The organism is Priestia sp. BR_2 (assembly GCF_041954005.1).
In the GTDB taxonomy this organism is placed as follows: Bacteria; Bacillota; Bacilli; order Paenibacillales; family Paenibacillaceae; genus Paenibacillus_AQ; species Paenibacillus_AQ lautus_A.
In genome coordinates this window covers 18,290-39,350 of the sequence record NZ_JAVFHM010000188.1, presented here as the reverse complement: position 1 = coordinate 39,350, position 21,061 = coordinate 18,290, and the positions used below count along the sequence as shown (strand labels likewise).

At 53.4% G+C, this 21,061-nt stretch carries 13 protein-coding genes and 1 pseudogene; 2 read left to right on the top strand and 12 right to left on the bottom strand.

Going from position 1 to position 21,061, the window contains the following annotated elements:
* Positions 1 to 61 precede the first annotated feature (61 nt).
* A complete protein-coding gene (locus RB298_RS10465) occupies positions 62 to 601 on the bottom strand; it encodes a GNAT family N-acetyltransferase (protein ID WP_192569188.1) in 540 nt (179 codons plus the stop codon).
* A 22-nt stretch (positions 602 to 623) separates the two neighbouring features.
* Positions 624 to 1,250, bottom strand: a complete 627-nt coding sequence (locus tag RB298_RS10460; RefSeq protein WP_486047031.1) for a TetR/AcrR family transcriptional regulator — start codon at positions 1,248 to 1,250, stop codon at positions 624 to 626.
* A 304-nt stretch (positions 1,251 to 1,554) separates the two neighbouring features.
* Between RB298_RS10460 and RB298_RS10455 the strand changes: the two genes are divergently transcribed.
* Positions 1,555 to 2,061, top strand: a complete 507-nt coding sequence (locus RB298_RS10455) for a L,D-transpeptidase (protein WP_306436885.1) — start codon at positions 1,555 to 1,557, stop codon at positions 2,059 to 2,061.
* A gap of 59 nt (positions 2,062 to 2,120) precedes the next feature.
* On the opposite strand, the pseudogene RB298_RS10450 reads toward RB298_RS10455, so the two are convergent.
* Positions 2,121 to 2,503, bottom strand: a pseudogene (locus RB298_RS10450) (VOC family protein).
* 89 nt (positions 2,504 to 2,592) lie between these two features.
* On the opposite strand from RB298_RS10450, the gene RB298_RS10445 reads away from it, so the two are divergent.
* On the top strand, positions 2,593 to 2,754 hold the full coding sequence (locus RB298_RS10445; protein ID WP_015734281.1) for a hypothetical protein: 162 nt from the start codon (positions 2,593 to 2,595) through the stop codon (positions 2,752 to 2,754).
* Positions 2,755 to 2,822: 68 nt separating this feature from the next.
* Here the strand turns inward: RB298_RS10445 and RB298_RS10440 are convergent, their stop codons facing one another.
* From RB298_RS10440 to RB298_RS10400, 9 genes are all read right to left on the bottom strand, one after another.
* Entirely contained in the window at positions 2,823 to 4,739 is a 1,917-nt protein-coding gene (locus tag RB298_RS10440; RefSeq protein ID WP_486047030.1) for a family 20 glycosylhydrolase, read from the bottom strand.
* A gap of 135 nt (positions 4,740 to 4,874) precedes the next feature.
* A complete protein-coding gene (locus tag RB298_RS10435; protein ID WP_486047029.1) occupies positions 4,875 to 7,610 on the bottom strand; it encodes an alpha-mannosidase in 2,736 nt (911 codons plus the stop codon).
* A gap of 21 nt (positions 7,611 to 7,631) precedes the next feature.
* Positions 7,632 to 10,772, bottom strand: a complete 3,141-nt coding sequence (locus tag RB298_RS10430) for a beta-galactosidase (protein WP_486047028.1) — start codon at positions 10,770 to 10,772, stop codon at positions 7,632 to 7,634.
* On the bottom strand, positions 10,769 to 12,088 hold the full coding sequence (locus RB298_RS10425) for a glycoside hydrolase family 125 protein (protein WP_015734277.1): 1,320 nt from the start codon (positions 12,086 to 12,088) through the stop codon (positions 10,769 to 10,771). Before RB298_RS10425 ends, RB298_RS10430 begins: the two co-directional genes overlap by 4 nt.
* A gap of 21 nt (positions 12,089 to 12,109) precedes the next feature.
* Positions 12,110 to 15,223: an alpha-mannosidase gene (locus RB298_RS10420; RefSeq protein WP_486047027.1), complete on the bottom strand. Its 3,114-nt coding sequence runs from the start codon at positions 15,221 to 15,223 to the stop codon at positions 12,110 to 12,112.
* 3 nt (positions 15,224 to 15,226) lie between these two features.
* Complete coding sequence (locus RB298_RS10415; protein ID WP_486047026.1) at positions 15,227 to 17,524, bottom strand: glycoside hydrolase family 3 N-terminal domain-containing protein; 2,298 nt, start codon at positions 17,522 to 17,524, stop codon at positions 15,227 to 15,229.
* Between the two features lie 26 nt (positions 17,525 to 17,550).
* A complete protein-coding gene (locus RB298_RS10410) occupies positions 17,551 to 18,447 on the bottom strand; it encodes a carbohydrate ABC transporter permease (protein ID WP_036666173.1) in 897 nt (298 codons plus the stop codon).
* Positions 18,448 to 18,499: 52 nt separating this feature from the next.
* Complete coding sequence (locus RB298_RS10405; RefSeq protein WP_175320733.1) at positions 18,500 to 19,429, bottom strand: ABC transporter permease; 930 nt, start codon at positions 19,427 to 19,429, stop codon at positions 18,500 to 18,502.
* A gap of 140 nt (positions 19,430 to 19,569) precedes the next feature.
* Positions 19,570 to 21,048: an ABC transporter substrate-binding protein gene (locus RB298_RS10400; RefSeq protein WP_015734274.1), complete on the bottom strand. Its 1,479-nt coding sequence runs from the start codon at positions 21,046 to 21,048 to the stop codon at positions 19,570 to 19,572.
* Between the last annotated feature and the right edge of the window lie 13 nt (positions 21,049 to 21,061).

The window sequence follows — 21,061 nt, the reverse complement described above, 5'->3', positions numbered from 1 at the left end:
TGATTCTCCCATTCCCTCTTTTGTCTTCTCATACCTACCTTATTATGGAAGCGCGGGAAAATCAACCGTTGGCGGTATACTCGCTCTGCAAAAGCCCCATGTGCACAATGTCATGCCAGGCACCGTTCCGGTACAAGCTCTGTCTGGAGCTGCCTTCGTGGACGAAGCCGATTTTTTCGTACAGCTTGATCGCTTTATGGTTAAAGGAGAACACCCGCAGGCTTACCCGGTGCAGATTCAGCTCCAAAAAGGCATAATCCAGCAGCAGCTTCATCGCTTCCGAGCCGTATCCCCTGCCCCAATAATTCTTATCGCCGATGTCGATGATGCACTCCGCATTGCGATTCTTGAAATCGATGCCGACCAACGACATGATGCCGATCGGTTGGCCTGTTTCCTTCGCCTGGATCAGATAGCTCTTCGAGGACGGAGTGCCGAGGATCACATGCTGAACGAAGTCCTTGGTCTCCTCCATTTGGTAAGTATCCAAGCTGGGACTGGTGGATTGCATCACGTCCAGGTCATTGCGCCAGGTATGATACAGCTCCGCGTCATCCATGGTCATTTTTCGACAAGACAATCTAGCAGAATCAAACAGCATTGCTATAAGCCCCTTTCTGTCATCATGATTCTATGGTTATCGGATTTAGCATTTCGCCGAGAGAGAAGAGGAAAGATTCCAGCTGCTCCGGCACGCAAGTCACCCCAGCCCCAAGCTGGAAGGTATCCAGCATGAGTCCGTTGAGAAACGAGATCATGTACCGTGCGATGGCTTCCGGTTCCAGACGCGGCCGAAACTCCCCCTGCTCCTGCCCCTTCCGGATGACCCCGCACAGAGCCTCGACCGTAATCTGATAGCGCTCGGTAATATAGGGATCTTCTTGCTTCGCATGATCATAAGAGGAAGACAGGAAGTATTCCGCCCTGGCGAGTACAAGCGAGTGATGGATCAGCGAGATGTCCTCCTGCTGTTTCTTGATCCAGTCCAACAATTGCTTCCATATCGAATGTGGCGAATCCGGTTCAAAAAAACGGAGCGCCTCCTGATCGTCATAACGCAGAACCTCCAGAAAAACATGCTGCACATTGCCAAAATACGCGTACACGGCGCCGCGGGACATGCCGGCTTCCTCCATGATGTCCTGCATCACGGTGCGGGTATAACCCTTCCTAATAAAGACGCGCCTGGCTGCCCTCAAGATTTCAAGTTTTTTCTGCTGCTTGTATTCGTCGCTGACCCTTGGACACATAATCCTCCCCACCTTCGACCTTAAACTGACACTGGTGTCGTTTTTCATGTCATATTATAAACGACACTCATGTCGTTTTCAAATACCATCCAGTAATTTGCGTTGACCCCTTACAGCAAAGTCCCTTAAAAGCACAAATTGAGCGCAGCCATGACACTATCGTTTTTTAGATGGAATATCCCATAATGCCCCTGCCGCTTGATCTTTGAAAACAACTTGTTCTATTTCCGGCAGCTGCACATTTCCGTCAACATTCGCGAATCCCCGCATATATATGGGGGAGAACGAAAAGAGGTGATCGGACATCATTAAGGGCATCGGCCGCATACTGGTCTTCGCCTTACTGCTCGTATTCTTTCTCCCCTCCGTTACCCAAGGTGCGGCAGCAGGACAGAAGCTGGACAGTAAGTACACCAAGTACGCACAGTTTATCGTCATTGACAAATCCACCAACAAGCTGACGTATTACGAAAAAGGCAAGGTCATAAAAACTTTCCCCGTGGCCACCGGCAAAAAACCCTCCTATACGCCGGAGGGACTGTTCAAAATCCACGAAAAAGTGAAGAACAGACCGTACTACAAGGAAGGCATCAAGGGAGGAGACCCCCGCAACCCGCTTGGGGACCGCTGGCTCGGCATTAATGTGAAAGTGAACGGCCGAACCAGTTACGCTTATGCCATCCACGGCAACAACAACGCGAATTCGATCGGAAAGTACGTATCCGCGGGTTGTATCCGGATGCACAACAAGGACGTGCGATGGCTCTACGACAAGGTAAAAATGAACACCCCCGTCCTCATCCAAAAATAAGGCGCGACCATGAAAAAGCCAAACACTGCACAAGTGTTTGGCTTTTTAGGTTTAACGTTTTACGAGCCGTACTCTGCTCCGAATTCAATAATGTTGCGGTCCGGATCGAGTACGAATATCTGGGCGAAGCCTGCAACGCTGTCGGGTTTGGCTACATACTCGACGTTCATCCGGTCCAGCCATTCCTTGGTTTCGCGGTAGCTCTTCACCCATACCGAGAAATGTCCGTCCGTTGTATCGATGCCCCGCTCCCGCAGCGTATCGCTGACGGGATGCTCCAGCAGATGGAGCTGCTGGCCCCCGACGGCATACCATACCCCTTTCGAATCAAACGGCGGACGCGGCAGCTCCCGAAACTTGAGAACGTCCGAGTAAAAAACTTCGCCTTCTCCAAGTCGCGCACCGCCAAGCTCACATGGTGCAGTCCTTCAAATTGAATCATGAATCCCACCCCCAGGTATGTAACTTTATTGTAAAGGATACCTTATCATTATATAACATGAATTAACCAGCCAAGGGGGGGAGTTCACCATGGATATCCATTCGGATGAATACAAAATCGCTGCGCTCAACGGAAATGAAGGCACTTTGAAGGCAATTGAAGACGCCGAAACCAAAATTGCCGAGCTGACGGGCAAAGAGATCACGCTGATTGCCTACGAGAAAGAACAAACACAAGGGGAGAAGCCATAACCCAAGCCCCTTAGAAAAAAGGCTGCCCTCCAAGCGTCTACAGTGACCTTGGAAGAGCAGCTTTTTCATTAGATGAAGCAGGACGCCGTCACGGCCGCCTGATAGGTTACATTAACCTCCAGCGGTCTGTCGGTTAGACCATTCTGATCGAAAAGCATCCGGTCGGCTTCCAACTCCTCGATTTCGTCGACTACGCCTTCCACATAATCCGCAAGGCGGTCCCGCGTAGAGGAGATTCGCGCGAGCAGCCCGCCGTAGCGGAGATCCAGCACCTCCCAGCCAAATGGCTTATACGTGCTCATCCACAGTCCCCTGTGCGATAAACGCAATGCCTCGATGCGCCGCTTCAGGTCGTTTAACGGGGAATCCGCCGCGGAAGCAAGCTCAGCAAGACGGTCTTTGTTTCGTGTGTCGTAAAGCCTTTTCAACGTAAGGCCCAGGTTGCTCTTGATAACGAGGACCGAGGCCAATTTTTCATAAAAATCAAACAGGCGGTTAAACGGTGCCGGGTACTGTTCCTTGCATTCCCGCCATCTCTGCTCCAGACCGGCGTAATGTCCAGGCAGCACGGAATCCGCTTTCCCCTCCACATGCTTGTCCAGCAGCCCCAGCAAAGGATCCTGCCACAACAAATACTTCGAAGGATTGGCCATCCAGTGATTTCCCTCCGACACGCCGGGAACCTCATCCATATATTTCAGCGCGTTCAGCGGTCCGAACAAATCGATGCCCGTGCAAGCCGCAAGCCTTCTTGCCAGAAGCTCGTCGCTGATATCGTCTCCGTACCCATGCTCAGCAAACAGCTGGAGGCCCGCCAGGATGACCAGGTGATTGGTTTCGTTTCCGTTATCCCCCCAGGCGGTGGCGATGACTTCGCGGATCCCTTTCGTTTTGGCGGCGCGCAGGGCAGGATGGCTGGTCATCCAGGTCTTGCCGTTGTTCGGGCTGATGCTGTTCCACATATGAATGCCGCCGGCAAAAATCGGCTTGGAGCCCAGCTTCATATGCTTCTCATACAGCCGCTCATACCCCTGTTCATCCCTACGTCCGTAATCCCAATACACGAATTGGACGCCTTGGGGAATGCGGCTCATATTATCGTCGGAAAAATCCGCATCCAGATTGTACAGCGAACCTTGATAATCGTTGGCCAGCAAATTAAAATACATGTCGCTCCAGATCATCGGCCGGAGTCCGAGGCGCTCGGTAATGGCAAGCACCCGGCTGACATGGTCATTCATAATCTGAAACCGGTCCTGGACGCCGTTCAATTTTAAATACTTGCCAAGGCCGACCTGAAACGCCTCGTCCATCCCGATGTGAATCCGCTTGGAACGGAACATCCCGGATGCGGCGGTGATCATCTGTTCGATGAAAGCATACGTCTTCGGCTCGCCTGCAAGCAAAATATCCGCATGATCCTTCAAATCCGCGGCATAGCCCCATTTCAGCGCTTGCTGCAGATGCCCCAAAGTCTGGATGCAGGGGATCATCTCGATGCCGAACAGGTCCGCGTAATCGTCGCATTCCTTCATTTCCGAAGCCGTGTACCGGCCGCGCATATAACCGAAATACGGCTGCTCTTTCATCTCGTACGTATCCTCGGTATACATCATCAGCCCGTTCAGCCCCATCAAAGCCATATAGCGGATAAACTGCTTGATCACCTGAACCTTAAGCACGCCATTGCGCGAAACGTCAAGCATCGTGCCGTTGAAGTCAAACCTGGGCTCCTCGGTCAGCTCGAACCGGTCACGCTCCCTCGCCTGCTCCAGAAACACCCCTAAAGCACGAAAAAAATGAATCTTCTCCTGGTATCGGATCGTCCCCTGCCCATCCTTTAATGATGCCTGGATCGGTCCTGGAGCCTGAATGACTCGAATCTTTAGGCCCTCTCCCTCCGTAATGCGGATATCCACTATGTCCGAGAGCTCGCCAACCCCTTCAAGCAGCTTCTCCGGCAGGTTATCAAAATAAATCTTCATCTCCATACCTCCATTCTGTTTTTGAGATGATGCCTATCACATTGCAAGACAGCAAAGCCCGATCCCTGTCATTTCGGAATCGGGCTTTTGCTAGCCGGGATGGATCACCATGCCCGGCGTATATTTGATCGAAACTTACTCGGCTGAAACTTTAACGCCCAGCGTCAAGATCTCATAAGGTTTCACCGGCAGCGTAAAGCTTCCGTGATTGTCAAAGCTTTGAATCGCTCCCTCTTCCTCCAGAATATTGCTCTTATACACGCCCTGGGACGGCAGGGAAGATGTCAACGCAAGCTCAGCATCTGTGCCTGCCATATTGAACCAGCGCAGCATCAAGTCCCCTGTGTTCGGATTCACTTTCAGGGAAGAGAATGCAAGCTCTTCGCGGCTCCATGCCAGCGGCGCAGACGTGGAAGCCACCTGTCCGGTATGAACGCCGGTCTGGGCAGCCGTCCATGGAATCTGGAACTGGTAAGCCTCGGCATAAGCACCGGAAGCGATGCCGTCGCCTTGATGCGGAATGACCTCCATACGTACCGTATGAACGCCGATGCACTGGGCTTCAGGCGTCGGGAAGTAACCCCAATCGCCGAGCTCGCCTACGGAGCGAAGCAGCGTAACGGCAATCGTATTCCGACCGTCCCGCAGGACTTCGTACTCGTTTAAGCCCTGGTTGGCCACCGTCAGTCCTGCCGCAGCTGCCGTAACGTCCACGAAGGCCTGTTGATGAGCCGTGTAGCTCGGGTTCTCCCATTCGGCAGCCGGTTCATTATCCCGTTTCGCCACTTCGAACATGGAATCCACGTAATGGGAAGATGCCTCCAAATCGGTCGGGAACAAAGCACGCACCCGATGATCCTTCGCCTGATTATCCAACGTGGCTTCGATCTCCACGCCTTTGCCGCTGCGGTTCAAGCTGACCACGGTACGTATGCGCATCGGCACCATCTCGCTTGATCTTTGCGCTTTGCGGTTCGGATAATACACAAGCTCATGCTGCTCTTCATCCAGCTTGCTGTCCGCCATAGCCGGAATGGACCAGTTATGAACGATTTCAACGGATGCCCGGTAAGGCGTGTCTTCCAGAACCGTAATTTCGGCGGTCAATCCTTTGGTTGTCAATGGAATTTCGCCGTCCGGCTGTTTGTACATATATTCGTTACCGATGTCTCCGGTATTTTCATAAACGCCCAGATCGCGGTATACTTGTCCGTTCTTTTTATCCGTCAGGAAGAAGGAACCGTCCGCTTGGATTTCGACCTTGATCAGGTCATTTTCCAACACGTTCGACTGGCTGATCAGGGATCCCGTCTCGGCAGGCTTCACTTCGCTCTTCACCCAAGCATAGGCAGTCAAGCCCATGGCAGGAATGTCGCTTGCCTCGAAAGTCAGTCTCACGCGGCGGCACATGTAAGGCTGGCGGAAACGGTCGTCCGGCAGATCGTACCCGAATTGAAGTCCGAGGTCCTCTACGGTGCAAGGCACGGCCTGACCTTCAGCGTTAACCAGCACGCGGCCGGACAAGTCGACTTCCTTCATCCGGCGGCTGGTTTCCTCAAGCGAATAGCCTTCCCGGAAATAGAGGCGTTTCGCGTCCAGCTCGATGCTGACCGTACCGCTGCGTTCCCATCCGGTCGTATTGAATACAACCAGCGGCAGCAGGTCGGTGCCCCATTGCTCGAATCCGGTCGTGTCCACCGCATCCGCGATGACGCGCACGCTGTCGTCCACGATATTTTCCGCCACGTGGGCGCTTTTCTCGAAGCGGGTGACCATCTCGCGGTGAACTTCGTCCACGCTGCAGCCGCAGATGCTGTCATGCGGATGATTCTGCATCAGCGTCTTCCACGCATAGGTGAACAGATGATGCGGATACTCCTTGCCAAGCAGGCTGGCGTAGGATGCCAGCGGCTCGGCCACTTTTTCCAGCAGAGTCTGGCCGCGCTGGTTCATCTGCTTCAGGTATACGCGCGCAGAAGCGGTGTTCACGAGCGTTCCCCATCCATCGGTGCGCTGGCTGCGGAGCTCTCCTTTGACGGAGGAAAGATCCTGCGGCAGCTTCTCGCGGACGGCTTTCAAGTAATCGTCGAAATTGGAGTGGATAAACTCCGTATCCGGATACAGCTTCGTCGCTGTACGAATGCCTTCCGGAAGATCAGTCTGAATCGGCTGATGGTCGCAACCGTTCATGTACAGCAGCTCAGGCGTGGAAGCGTACTTCTCGGCATCCGCCAGCTTGCGGTCCCAGAACGCCTTCGCCTCGGCTTCATCCACGGGAACTTCGTTGCCGTTGCTGTACCAGTTGGCAAACAGGATGCCCAGCACCTTGGAGCCGTCCGGACCTTCCCACATCAGCTCGGAGAACGAAGATTCATAGCCGCTGTCGGAGACGGTATTGTTAAAGCCCGTCGGCTTCACGCCCCGCCCGAAGAAGGCGTTATCGATGCCGGACTGGAGCATCAGCTGCGGGATTTGGCCCGTAAGTCCAAACGTATCCGGGAAATAACCGATTTTGGCAACCGTGCCGTACCGCTTCGCATCCTGGTGCCCGATCTGCATATTTCTCACGTTGGCCTCGCTGCTCGTCAGGTAAGCATCCTGCAGGATGTACCAAGGACCGATGATGATGCGGCCGTCCGTGATCAGCTTCTCCAGCTGTTCTTTTTTCTCAGGTCTTACCTGTAAATAATCTTCGATAATAATCGTCTGGCCATCAAGGAAAAAGCTGCGGTATTCCGAGTCCTTTTCCATCGTCTCAAGCAAGCTGTCCATCAGCTCGATTAACCGCACATGGTGCTTTTCGTACGGCAAATACCACTCGCGGTCCCAGTGAGTATGAGAAATGATATGTGCCTTTCTGGATTGGTCCATCTCTACTTAGTCCCCCTTATGTTAGCCTTTCGATACGGTGATTTCGACTTCATCCGGACGGTACACCGATAACAGGTCGCCGCTCGCATCCACTGCGAACAAGACCGAGCGATCCGCCTCAAGCACGAATGAATAGGTAAGGCCGGTTGAAGGATCCTTCACCTCGACGTTCGCATCCCACGATTGCTCTGAGCCGAAGACGAAGAGCGCTCCTTCTTCAAACGTTACTTTGCGTCCGTATACGCCCGAATGTTCTCCGCCTTGATTCCAGATCAGCCCCGTGTCGGCTGCGGAAAGCTCCAATGCATGCCGGTACAAAGCCGAAATGGCGTCGATCCGGTCGTTCAGTTCTACCGGAAGCGGGCTCCAGAGCAGACGTCCTGCCCCAAGCTTCACGTCCACGATCGAGTCGCCGGCTGCGTCTGCCGGTTTAGCCACGCTGCCTGCCGGAATTTCCTTGCTCAGCTCGGCAATCTTGCGGTGCCCATATGAAACGGGCCATGCACGATCCCCTAGGCGCAAGCTTTCTTCCCGGCGCACATTTGCCAGCTTGCGCTCGCCCAGCTCTGCGGTCATGCGATCAACCGGATGCCAGTAAGCATCCAGACCGATCGGACCGGTCAGGAGCAGCGTGGCTCCCGTTTCCTCCACGATCGTTATCAATTCGGCAAACGCCTGGTCATCCACATTGTGGGCGCTCGGCAGAATGATGAATTTCGCCGGATTGCTGCGCAGCGAGCTTAAATCATACTCCCCAACGGCACGGAACGGCACGTTCAGCTCGTAAGCAAGCGCGCGCGTCGCCTTCGTCGTCGCTTCAAACGCAAGCTTCCGGTTGGAGAAATCGTTGGAATAAGGGAAGATGACCGCGGTCTCTTCAAGCTTCCGGCCTGCAAACAAATCCCGGATGCCTTCCATGAAGGCGCCGAAATCATAGGATACGTCCGCTTCCGGTTTCTCCGTGCCATCGGCGCGGACAGCTCCGATATGCGATTCATTGGCATTATCCATGTAGAAGTTCGTGTTCCAGATCCAATGAATGGCTCCTGCGCCACCGGTAGAGAAAGCGTAAGCATACTTGCGCTCCAGCAGGTTCCGAAGCTCGGCTTCGCTCCGCTTCGCCCGGCCGTCCGGTGTTTCCACGTACATAATACCCGTTTCCTGAATCAGGTTCGGTTTATCCGGGGTTTTGGCAAAGATGCCGTCCCAGATCAAATAGTCGTTGAACCACCAGGAGTGAACCGTCGTATAGTCCACGGCTTCGGCATAAAAGAACGGGGATGGACGCTGTGCGCCAAGCGCCTCGTCTTGTCCGACGGTCACCATATGATCCGGGCACACCGCTTTGATATCTTCATATAATTCCTTGGCCCAGCGGTTATGCATATCCATGGAGAACAATACATAATCGAGCCATTGCCCGCCCTTTTTCCCCTGGTGCATGTCTTGAACGTCAAAATTTATGGCTTGAGGCTCCGGAGGTACCACGGAGTCAAAACCCGGCAGCTGATCGGCCGTCATGTTCCAGCGTTCCTGTAAACGCTCAATCGAGCCGTGACGATTTTTCAGCCAATCGACATAAGCCTGCCGCTCGAACGGATCCTTCGCCGAACGCGGACCGTCCGAGAAAATTTGCGGCGGATCGAACATGGAAGGCTCGTTGATCAGGTCCCAGTCCACATTTTTCGTGTCTTTGTGCCTTGTCACGATGGAACGTATGAACCGCTTCTGCGCTTCCACGCTTCGCGGATCGAGGTAAGGATTCTGGCCTTCCCATGTCTCCGGCGTGAAGGAGAAGAAGGTAAACGTTACCTGCAGATCATGCTTCTTCGCCGTTAACAGGAAGGCGTCAATCGAACGCATAACCTCCTCGGATGCATGCCCGTCCACCTGCATAATATTGCGATAAGCGGTCCAAATGCCGGTGCGGATCCAGTTGATGCCGGCACCCCGCATTTGCGCCATATCACGATCCCATACATCCGTATTCGGAAGGAACAGGAATTTACGCGCGACATCGGACGTCATGTACGTCATGCCGACAACCGGCAGCGGACGGCCGTCCTTGATGAAGTAATCCCGGTTGCAGGTTACGGGCGAGCCTGCTTGCAGCAGCTGCGGATCAGCTCCCCAGAAGCCTTGTCTCAGCCTGCGGATTTCTCCGTCCGGCCCTTCGGCTTCGCACACCACGCGATAAGCTCCCGGCTTGATATCGAGCGCAACCGGGATGCGCTGTACATGAAATTGCCCGGTCACGTCAACTGTAACGGTATGATTCCATTCGGAAGATTCATCCCCGTCTCGCTTGACAGAGATGCGGAACGTCCAGTGCTGCGGCTCATGAACCGGCAGACTCCGGCCAAGCCTTTGGGCCTGCAGGGTCAGAATTGCGCGCTCGCCGGACTCGTAGGTCGCATAATTCGGCTTGATCCACAGCTCGGTAATCCCCTTCGCGCAGAATGCCGCCCAGCGGCGCACCTCTGCTCCTCCATCCTGTTCCCAGAAGGAAGCGGTGAGCGGCTGATTCACAAACAGCCAGCGTCCGCCCAAGAAAGGTCCGCCGACATTTTCCCATAAAACAACCGGAGCGGCGACCTCTCTCCCGTTCGCCGTGCTTCCCTTAAGGAGCGGGTAAATCCGGGTATCCATCGGCCCGGCCGATCCCATTTGATGAGGCAGATCACTGCTCTTGGTGACATGCGGAACCAAATTCCACGTATCGCTGACGGTTAACCGTTCCCGGCTGCCCTCCATCAGCGGTATAACGTCGCTTGCAATCAAATGATCGACACGCCCGCTGTCCACAGGCAGCACCTCATGAATATGAAGCTGCTGGTGATACGCCGTCTGTTCGTGCTCCACCACCCAAGCGCCGTCCTCTTTGCGGACAGGACGCTTGAAGGGTGCGCCGCCAACGCTGACCAAGCCGCCGCCGTTTCTCAGAAAGTCCAGAATCGCTCTCCAGGCGGATTTCGGAAAATAAGGCGCGTGCAAATTGACAAAGCTTGCACCTTGTCCGCCTGAAGATGCCAGCGCTTCAGCGAGGTCCTCGGCGCCGCACGCCGCATCGAATGCATTCAGAGCCGCGGCGCTAGCCGGCAAACCGGCAGCTTCTGCTGCCGGAAAGGACGGATCGTAAAATACAATCAAGCGCCCGCTCATAGAATCCCTGCTTTCATCGCCTGGTACACCAATTGCGAGAACAGGCTGTTGGACCAGGCAAACCACGACCTGGTGAAGACTTTCGGATCGTCGGCATGGAACCCTTCATGCATGAAGCCGGTATCGGCATCGGTCGCTTCCAGCAGCGCAATCATCTCCAGCTTCTCTTCTGCCGTCTGCGCCGTAATCCCCTGCATCGACAAGGCCATATGCCAGATATAATCCGGCGGCGTGTGCGGACTGCCGATGCCTTTGGCAACGGTCCCCTCGTAGTAGAAAGGATTTTCTTTGCTGAGCGCAAACCGTCTGGTGTTCTGGTAGATAGGATCATCTGCTGAGCAATATCCCAGATAAGGAATGGACATCAATCCTGGAGTGCCCGCATCATCCATCAGGCAGTAATTTCCGTAACCGTCCGTTTCATAGGCGTAGATCGGACCGAACTCCGGATGACGATAGATGCCGTACAACTGAATTCCGTGATCCACGTCGGCTTCAAGTCGTTTCAATTCATCCAGCAGTTTCATGTCACGGAACACCCATTCCGCGAATTCCTGCATTTGACGAAGGGCCACAACGGCAAACATGTTCCCCGGAATGTTGTAGTGGAAATCACAGGCATCGTCGCTTGAACGGAAGCCCGACCAGATCATGCCCGTATAATTCACAGGCATGCCGAGACCGTTGTTGCGCAAGGAGTCGGTTGGAATTCCGTTATCCCGCGTGAAACGGTAAGGCGATTTCTCGAAATGGTGCTGTTCGGTTTTAAACAGCTCGATGATTTTGATCATAGCCGACTTAAAGTTGGCGTCGAACACATCCGTCAGGCCGGTTTCCTTCCAGTACAGGTAGGCCAGGCGAACGGAGAAGCACAGCGAATCGATTTCGAATTTGCGCTCCCATACCCATGGCGACATGTCCGTTTCGTCGGTCGTGTTCCAGTGCCAGTCGTTGGCCGATTCATTGAAGGCATTGGCATAAGGATCGATATGAATATATTGAAAATGGCGTTTGATCAATCCGCTTAAAATCCGCTGAAGCTGCGGATCGTTCTTGGCAAACGGAATGTAATGGATCACTTGCTCTACCGAATCGCGCAGCCACATGGCCGGAATATCGCCGGTGATCACAAACGTCGTGCCATCCTCCATCAATTTGGTCGTCGTTTCCAGCGTGTTCGGGAACGTGTTCTTGAACAGCTGAAGCAGCTTGGGACGGTGCGCCAGCTTTTCTTCGGCCTCTTGCAAAACCGCCTGAATGGATTGCGGCAGCTCTAGCTCCGGCATTGGTATTTTGGGGAGTCTGAATTGTTCCATGATTTGTTCTGGCTCCTTTGACTAAGTATGTTGTGTGGTCAATTTGATGGTTTTGATCTCGTACGGCAGGAATTGAAGGGTTAACCTTCCTTCCGCGATATCCAGTTGTTCGAGTTCTTCTTCCAAGGCGTTGGATAGATGGACCCTTTCGCAAGGATAAGGCCAGCTCACAGTTGCCGCATCCCGGCCGCCCGCGGACTCATACATCCGAAGGACGTACCCCGTGCCGTCTTCTGCCGGCTTAACGGTATCCAGGATAACGTGATCGCTCTCGAACGGTATAAACGAATGCACGGCAGGCTGCGAACCCTTCTTCGAACCTGTTCTCACCCATGGCAGATCATGATTAAGCTCGGCTGCTTTGCGGACGATTCCGGCGCTTCTCCAGTCTCCGTTATGCGGATAGAGGGAATACGTGAACTCATGCTCTCCCAAATCCGCCGTGACATCCGGCCATTTCGGCGCGCGCAGCAGCGACAGCCGGATCGTGCTGTCCTGAACGTCATATCCGTATTTGCAGTCGTTGATCAGGCTGACGCCGTATCCATGCTCCGACACATCCGCGAAGCGGTGTCCGCAGACTTCATACTGCGCCTGCTCCCAGCTCGTATTGCGATGGGTCGGTCTCTCAATGGTTCCGAACGGAATCTCGTAGGTGGCCTTCTCGGCAACGACGCCGATCGGGAAACCGACTTTCAACAATTTATGCGATTCGTTCCAGCTGACAAACGTCTTGAAGTCGATCCGTCGGTCATGATGATAAAAAATCATATCCTGCGTGATCTCCGACTGATGAATGCGCCAGCGGAAACGCAGCACATCCTGGACTTCGCCCGCAGACACCAGCTTCTTCTCGATCAGCTCGGCATCGCCGGCGGGTTGCTCCTCGTAGCGGGTATCGATATCCCACGCATCCCACAGCGTCGGACGGTCATGGAAGAAGTGGAAACGATTCGCGGCTTCGCCCGGCTTGATTACTTCCCGATGTGCTTCTTTATCCCACAGGCTCGTGATTTCGCCGCGCTCGTTAAAGCTGACCTTATAGAAATCCGTTTCCCAAGAATCTGCGAACACTGTAGTAGACTTCTCCGCTGCCTTTCCGTTTCCTGCCGAAGGCTTCAACCAGATGGTCGTGTATCCCAAAGCCGGGATGCCTTGAACATGAACGTTCAAGCGCTGCGAGGTTTCGCCGTTCTCTCCGGATAAGGCATCGAATGGCAGCGGCGCGCCATCCGAATCGTACGGTGTAAGACCATGCTCTGCTTCTAGCGAGATGACGGCGTCCCTTCTCCATCCTAGTCCGTTGAAGATAACATACGGAACGCCTTCCCCTTCTGTATCGGCCTGGTCCGCCAATACCTGAAGACCGAGATCCAGGCTACGATTTCCTTTTTGGAATACCTCTGCGTATTCCTTCTCGGAGGTCACGTAAGATTCCGTTATCGCAGAACCCGGAATAATATCGTGGAATTGATTCAGCAAAATCAGCTTCCAGCCGTCATGCAGCTCGCTGACGATGCCCTGCTTCTTCTCGTTGTCCATCGACGGGAAAGCCACCGAGTTCCATAGCTCCGCCTCGCGGAACAGGATTTCCGCTTTCCGGTTATGGCGCTTGTTTCGTGCATGCGTCGTATAGGTGCCTCGATGAAGCTCCAGGTATAAATCCCCGCGCCATTTCGGCAGCTTCGGCTGAGCTGCGTCGATCCCGTCAAAAAACTCGGCAGCCGTGCTGTACTTGCTGGCAGGCTGACCGACCATCAGCTCGGCCCGGTTGATGTATTCCAGCATCTCGCGAGTTACGCCTCCGCCGCCGTCGCCGTGTCCATACAGCAGCATCTGCTCCGGATGAACGGCCTTTTGACGGTACGACTGCCAATGCTCGTGAACGTCCTTCGGCAGCGTGTTCTCGTTCACGCCATGGTTCAGATAGGAGAGCATCGGCGTTCCATCGATCCCGACCCAATGGAATAGATCGTATGGGAACACATTCGTATCGTTCCAGCCAAGCTTGGTTGTCATGAAATAACGAATGCCGCCATGCTTCAAGATTTGAGGCAGGGATGCACAGTATCCGAACGTATCCGGCAGCCATTCGATTTGCGATGTCAAGCCGAACTCTTCTTGATAGAAGCGCTGCCCGTACAGCATTTGACGCATGAGGGATTCCCCGCTCGGAATGTTCAGGTCCGGTTCGACCCACATCCCGCCGACCAGCTCCCAGCGCCCTTCCTTGATTCTGGCCTTCACTCTCTCGTACAGCTCGGGATCGTGATCCTTCAGGAATTGGTACAGCAGCGGCTGACTCTGCGCGTACTTGAATTCGGGATATTCGTTCATCAGCGCATCCATCGTGGAGAAGGTGCGGCTTGTTTTTCGTACGGTTTCCCGAACGGGCCACAGCCAGGCGATGTCGATATGGGACTGGCCCACCATATGCTCGGTGCCTTCGGCATGGCCGCCTATGGCTGCGACCGACTGTTTCAGATCATGCTCAATCGCGGTTACCTCGGCACCATCCCGGATGGCAGCGTCATTCAAGCCTACGAAGCGATCCATGGCCTGATACAGCGCCTCCATCATGCGGATGCGCCGCATATCCGTATCCAGCAGCAGGATAAGCGAATCCCGGATCACGGTAGCGGTGTACATCAGGCTCTGGACAGGCACGTTTACGAGGACAAGCAAACTTTGTACGCGGGTAATCGGTGGCTGAATAACAGCCTGCTGATTCAACGGGTCGACCGGCTCCGGAATCGGATCGAACAATTCGATCTCCAACTCCATGTTCATTCCGATCCGCTTCGCATCCAGCGTAACGAAAGTATGATTCCGGTCCAATCCCTGATAAGACGCGCCATTAATGCGCAGCAGCCCCTCGCCCCCGGATTGAAACACGAGCCCAATCGCTCCATCTGCCCATTGAGGGGGTAACTCAAGATTCCTCCGAAAGAAATAGGTTGTCCCCTGCGTGCTCGGAAACCTGTTGAAGTTCTGCCCCTCCGGATAAGGGGACGTCTCTTCGTACACGCCCGGAACCATGTAAGCGGACCGGGTAATGTTCCAATCTCGAAGCTCCGTCGATTCGAGCCACTGCCGCTCCGACAGTTCGCGTATAAAGCGTCGAATACGTTCCATTGATTAATCCTCCTGTACGGTCAGATCTGCACTAAGCGTATCGTTCACATGCCTGCCTAGCATAACACGGAACAGCCCGGGTTCAACCACCTGCCGGTAATCTTGACCGATATATTGAAGCTGTTCCGGACCGATCGTGAATTCCACCTTGCGCCGCTCTCCGGGCTGCAGGGAAATTTTCTGGAAGCCCTTCAGTTCACGGGCGGGTCTCGTATATTTGCTGGCGGCATCGCTTACGTATAATTGTACAACCTCGGACCCTTCACAGTCACCGCTATTTGTAACGTTCACGGAAACAATCGCCGTACCGTCCGTTCCGATTACTTCCGGAGTCATTTGAATATCCGAATAACTGAATTCGGTATAGCTAAGCCCGTATCCGAACGGATAACGCGGCTGGGAATCCTCTTCAAGGTAACGCTTACCGCGCGACCGCTTGCCGTTATAGTAAACCGGCAGCTGCCCGACATGCTTCGGTATCGACATGGTCAGCTTGCCGGACGGATTCACGTCCCCGAACAAAATGTCCGCTACCGCATGTCCGCCTTCCTGTCCAGGATACCATGCTTCCAGAATCGCATCGGCATGCTCGTCGATCCACGGCTCCGCGATCGGACGGCCGTTGATGTACACCACGATCATCCGCTTGCCAAGCTTATGGATCTCCTGCGCCAATTCCAATTGAACGCCGGATAGCTGAAGCGTCATCCGGTCAATGCCTTCACCGCAATCCATGTCGCTTAAAGCATCGTCCGTGACCTTCGAGGCCCCTGTGCGCAAATCAATCGTGCCTTCGCCAAAATCGCGGGCGCTGGAACCGCCAAGCACCATAACCACGGTATCGGCCTGTTCCGCACAAGTCAATGCGAATTCAAAGCCCTCCCTGGAGTCGTCCTTAATGCGGCATCCCGGAGCGTACAATACGCGCTGGGCATCTTCTCCTAGTTTCGCGCGGATTCCGCCAAGCACGGTGGTCACGGCTGCCGGCGGCTGAGGAGAGGTATAGTCTCCAAGCTGATTGTATCCCTGATCGGCATTAGGTCCAATGACGGCAATCACGCCGCCTTCCTTGGATAACGGCAGAGCCTTTGCTTCGTTCTTAAGGAGAACGATGCCTTCTGCCGCAAGCTGCCTGGCAAGTCCGACATGCTGCTCGCTGCCGATCACGTTCTCGGCTGTCTGGGGATCCACGTAAGGAGACTCGAACAATCCGAGCTTGAATTTCAACGTCAATACACGGCGTACGGCCTCGTCCAATACGGAGACCTCCAGCTTGTTCGACTCGACAGCCTTCTGAAGATGCTTGCCGAACATCTCGCCAGACATCTCCATATCGATGCCGGCGCGGATGGCCTGCACAGCGGCATCCATTCCGTCTTCGGCGGTATCATGGCCGCTGGCCAGCATATCGATGGCGCCGCAGTCGGTGATTACCATGCCGTCAAAACCCCACTCCTTGCGGAGAATGCCGTCAAGCAGCTCCGTATTGACGGTGCATGGCACGCCGTCAATCTCGTTATAGGCGGGCATAATGGAGGCCGCTCCCGCTTCCACGGCCTTCTTGAACGGCAGCATGTCCACTTCCATCAGCTCACGCGTGCCCATGTGCACGGGTCCGGCATTTCTCCCGCCTTCCGAGCTGCCATAGCCAACGAAATGCTTCAAGGTCGCCGCAACGCTGCTCGGGCTGTCCAGAGACTCGCCCTGAAGGCCTTCCACCGATGCGACCGCATATTCGCTGATCAGGTACGGGTCTTCACCGAAGCATTCCTCGGTACGTCCCCATCTTGGATCGCGCACGACGTCGAGCACCGGCGAATAGGTGACCGCGCCGCCCTGGCTGCGTGTTTCCAGCGCGACGGCCCGGCACATGTCGCGGTATAAATCCACGTTCCACGTGCTCCCGATGGACAACGGCACCGGAAAGACCGTGCCGCCGATGGCCATGTGACCATGCGAGCATTCTTCCCCGATCAGGATCGGAATGCCAAGTCGAGACTGCTCAACGGCGTACCGCTGGATGTGATTGACGGCTTCCGCTCCTTCACGCGGAGAAAGACCGGTCTCAAGTGTTACACCGGTCCATGGATCGGCGCGAAGGGTCCCGTAAAGGGATCCGACGCCGCCATTTTTAACTTGCTCTTTAAATGAATCCGTTAATGTAATCTGACCTTCATTCACCTCATAGGTCTTCCAGCCGAACGGTTGGATCAACTGCCCCACCTTTTCCTCCAGGTTCATCAGGCCAAGCAGATGTTCCACTCTTTCCGCAATGGGTTTACGGGGATCTTTATAAGTCATCTTATACCCTCCGGTACTTGAAGAATTTATTCTTTAACCGCGCCGATGGTCAGACCTTGAATGAAGTAGCGCTGGAAGAACGGATATGCCAGAATAATCGGTCCGGTTGCCAGAACGACCATCGCCATCCGCGAAGTATCCTGCGGCATGCTCTGAAGAGCGGCCATGCTAAGGGATGAGTTCTGCGAGTTCTGCAGGATGAACTGCATACTGGTTTCGATCCGCATGAGCATGGATTGCAGCGGAACCAGGTTCGGATCGTCGATGTAGAGCAATGCGTTGAACCAATCGTTCCAATACCCAAGCGTGCTGAACAAACCGATGGTAGCCAGACCCGGCAGGGATAGCGGCAATACCAGCTTGTAGAAAATCTTAAACTCGCTCGCACCGTCGATTTTACCGGATTCGATGATGGCGTCCGGCACGCTGGTGCTGTAGAACGTACGCAGAATCATGATATAGAAGGCATTGAGCGCCAAAGGCAGAATCAAAGCCCAGATGGAATCTTTCAGGCCCAGCAATTGCGTTGCTACGATATAAGTCGGCACCAGGCCCCCGTTGAACAGCATCGTGAAAAATGCGAAGAACGAGAAGAAGTTCCGGTATCTGAACCCTTTGCGGGAGATGGCATAAGCATAAAGCGAAATGATAAACAGACTGAGCAGCGTACCTACGACCGTGACGAAGATCGTTACGCCGTAAGAACGAAGAAGCGTGTCGCCTGTCTGGAATACGTACTTGTAAGCTTCAAGACTCCATTTCTCCGGCCAGATTTGGTATCCGTTTCGGGCCAGTGAGCCTTCGTCTGTAAATGAGATGATCATAACGAACAGGAACGGAAATACACACAGGAACGAGAAAATACCGGCAATCAGGTTGAATACGACATTCCACCCGGATGAAAGCTGATGGAAATCTTTCATCTTGCTTTTCGATTTGAACACATCACATACCCCCTTCTTGATGATTGATCGATTAGAACAATGCGTTATCCTTGTCGTATTTACGAACGATATAGTTGGATACCATAACCAGGATAAATCCGACAACCGACTGGTACAGACCCGCAGCAGTACTCATGCCGATCTCGCCCGTTGTTTTCAGACCGCGATATACATAGGTATCAATGACGTTCGTTACGGAATACAAGGTTCCCGAATCCCTTGGCACTTGATAGAAGAGACCAAAGTCAGCGTAGAAGATTTTACCGATCGCAAGAAGAGTCAAAATGGTCATCAGCGGTTTCAGCATCGGAAGCGTGATGGCTTTAATCTGCTGCCATTTGTTCGCTCCGTCAATCATCGCCGCCTCGTACAAGGATTTGTCGATCCCCATGATCGCCGCCAGGTAGACGACGCTGTTATAACCTACGGATTTCCACAAACTGATCAACGTCAGGAATATCGGCCAATACTTGGCTTCGGAATACCACTGAACCGGCTCCATGCCGAACCAGCCCAGAATCTGATTCAGCATCCCTTTGTCCATGCTCAGGAAACTGAATGCGAAGTAACCTACGATAACCCAGGACAGGAAGTACGGCAGAAACATGCCGGTTTGATAGACTTTCGCCAATTTCTTGTTCACGATTTCAGACAATACGATAGCCAGCGCTACGGATAGAATGAGACCTAATATGATGAACACGAAATTATAAAGAACGGTGTTGCGCGTAATGATGTAAGCATCGTTGGTACTGAACAGGAATTTAAAGTTTTGGAATCCTACCCATTCACTATTAACGATACTTGCCCAGAACCCGTCTCGGCTAAAGCGGTATTCCTTAAATGCAATAATGGTCCCGAACATGGGCAAATATGAGAATAAGAGAAACCACAGGGTCCCCGGCAAAACCATGAACAGCATGGCCTTATTCGTCATAATATTTTTGAAAAACTGTCCGATTGCTCTCACGCTTACCCCTCCTCGTGATGTGCATGAAATGAACAAAAGAAGGGCGGTGAACATCCGCCGCCCCGTCCTTGTTCATGCTGCAGCGGCATCTGCTGCCCCTTAAGGCAGGCAGGCCGCTTCATGCATTGTTATTACTTGCTTGCTTTCCAAGCATCAATTTGGCTTTGTGCTTCAGCGATGATCTTATCCAGACCAGCAGCTTTCAGCTTTTCATTCGCTTTTGGCAGGAACTCTTCAGGATTGACGGTACCTGTCATCAGCGGCGCCCAGAACTCTTCTTTTACGTTGTTGACAGCAGCGAGTTCTGTGGATACTTTGGTTGGATCGAAGTTGAAACCGAGAAGCGGAGCAGGCTGGCCGGACTCGTTAAACTTCTTGAACTCTTCCCATTTGTTCTCAGGATCTTCAGGATTCAAGTAAGTCAGCATGACATTGCCGAGCGCAAAAGTAGGCATGTCGTAGTTTTTCGATTCTGGCAAGTTTTCCATTACGTTCTCGCTAAGCTTCTTGTAGTGCACGCCTTCGATACCGGAGTCAACCAGGTTACGAAGATATACGTCGGTGTTCAGCAGGTTCAGGAACTCCATTGCTTTCTCAGGGTATTTCGAGTTTGCGGAAATCGCTTGCATCGAACCCATAACCGACCAGTTAAAGATGTTTGCATCGCCGGCAGGAGTAGATACGACAGGATAGCCGTAGCTTTGGCTCCACAGGTTGTCCGCGAACGGCTGTGTAGCCGCACGGTCCGTGAACCAGTTGCCGGATGTCATCAGATCTTGCGTCGAAGTTGTTGTTGCAGCTTCTGGGGAGATGTATCCCGCTTTGTAGTACTTGTTCATCAACTTAAGCATGTCCATCGTTTCCGGCATTTCGAGGAAGTTCACGACTTTCAGTTCTTCCTTGTCGTCCAGGTATACGGCCATTGGCATTTTTTCGATGATGTAGTCAAATGGAAGCAATGGTCCGAAGTCTTTGCTGATGGCCAAAGGAACGACGTTCGGTTCGTTTTCCTTGATCGTTTTGAGCAGCGGCTCCAAGCTTTCCATCGATTTTACGTTCGAAATATCGAGATTGTATTTATCGAGCAATGTTTTGTTAAAGCGCCATGCTTCTTGAGCAGGAAGTTCTTTGTTGGCCGGAATCGCATAGTTGTGTCCGTCAACCTTGGAACCTTCCAGGAACGCCGGATCGATTGCTTCTTTAATGCCTTTTCCGTGGCTTTCGATCAGCTCGTCCAATTCCATGAATGCGCCTTTACGTGCGTTCTGCACATAATCGAACGCCCATGAGCTCGTGAACAGGATATCCATCGGTTCGCCGGAAGCTGCCATAACCTGCATCTTCTGGTTGTAATCCCCGAAGTCGATCATTTTCATGTCAACGGTTACACCAATCTTCTCAGCAGTGTATTTATTGATTTCTGCCTCAACCTTGTCAACATCCTTTTGAGGTGTTCCGATGGTGTACCAGATCAGCTCAACCGGTTTCTCGGCAGTTCCCCCGCCGTTTCCTGCACTCTCTTCTTTATTGCCTCCGCATGCAGACAACAGCATGGACGCGGACAATAAAAGCGTTAGCGGCAGGAGCCATTTCTTTTTCGATTTACTCATGTTTATCCTCCCT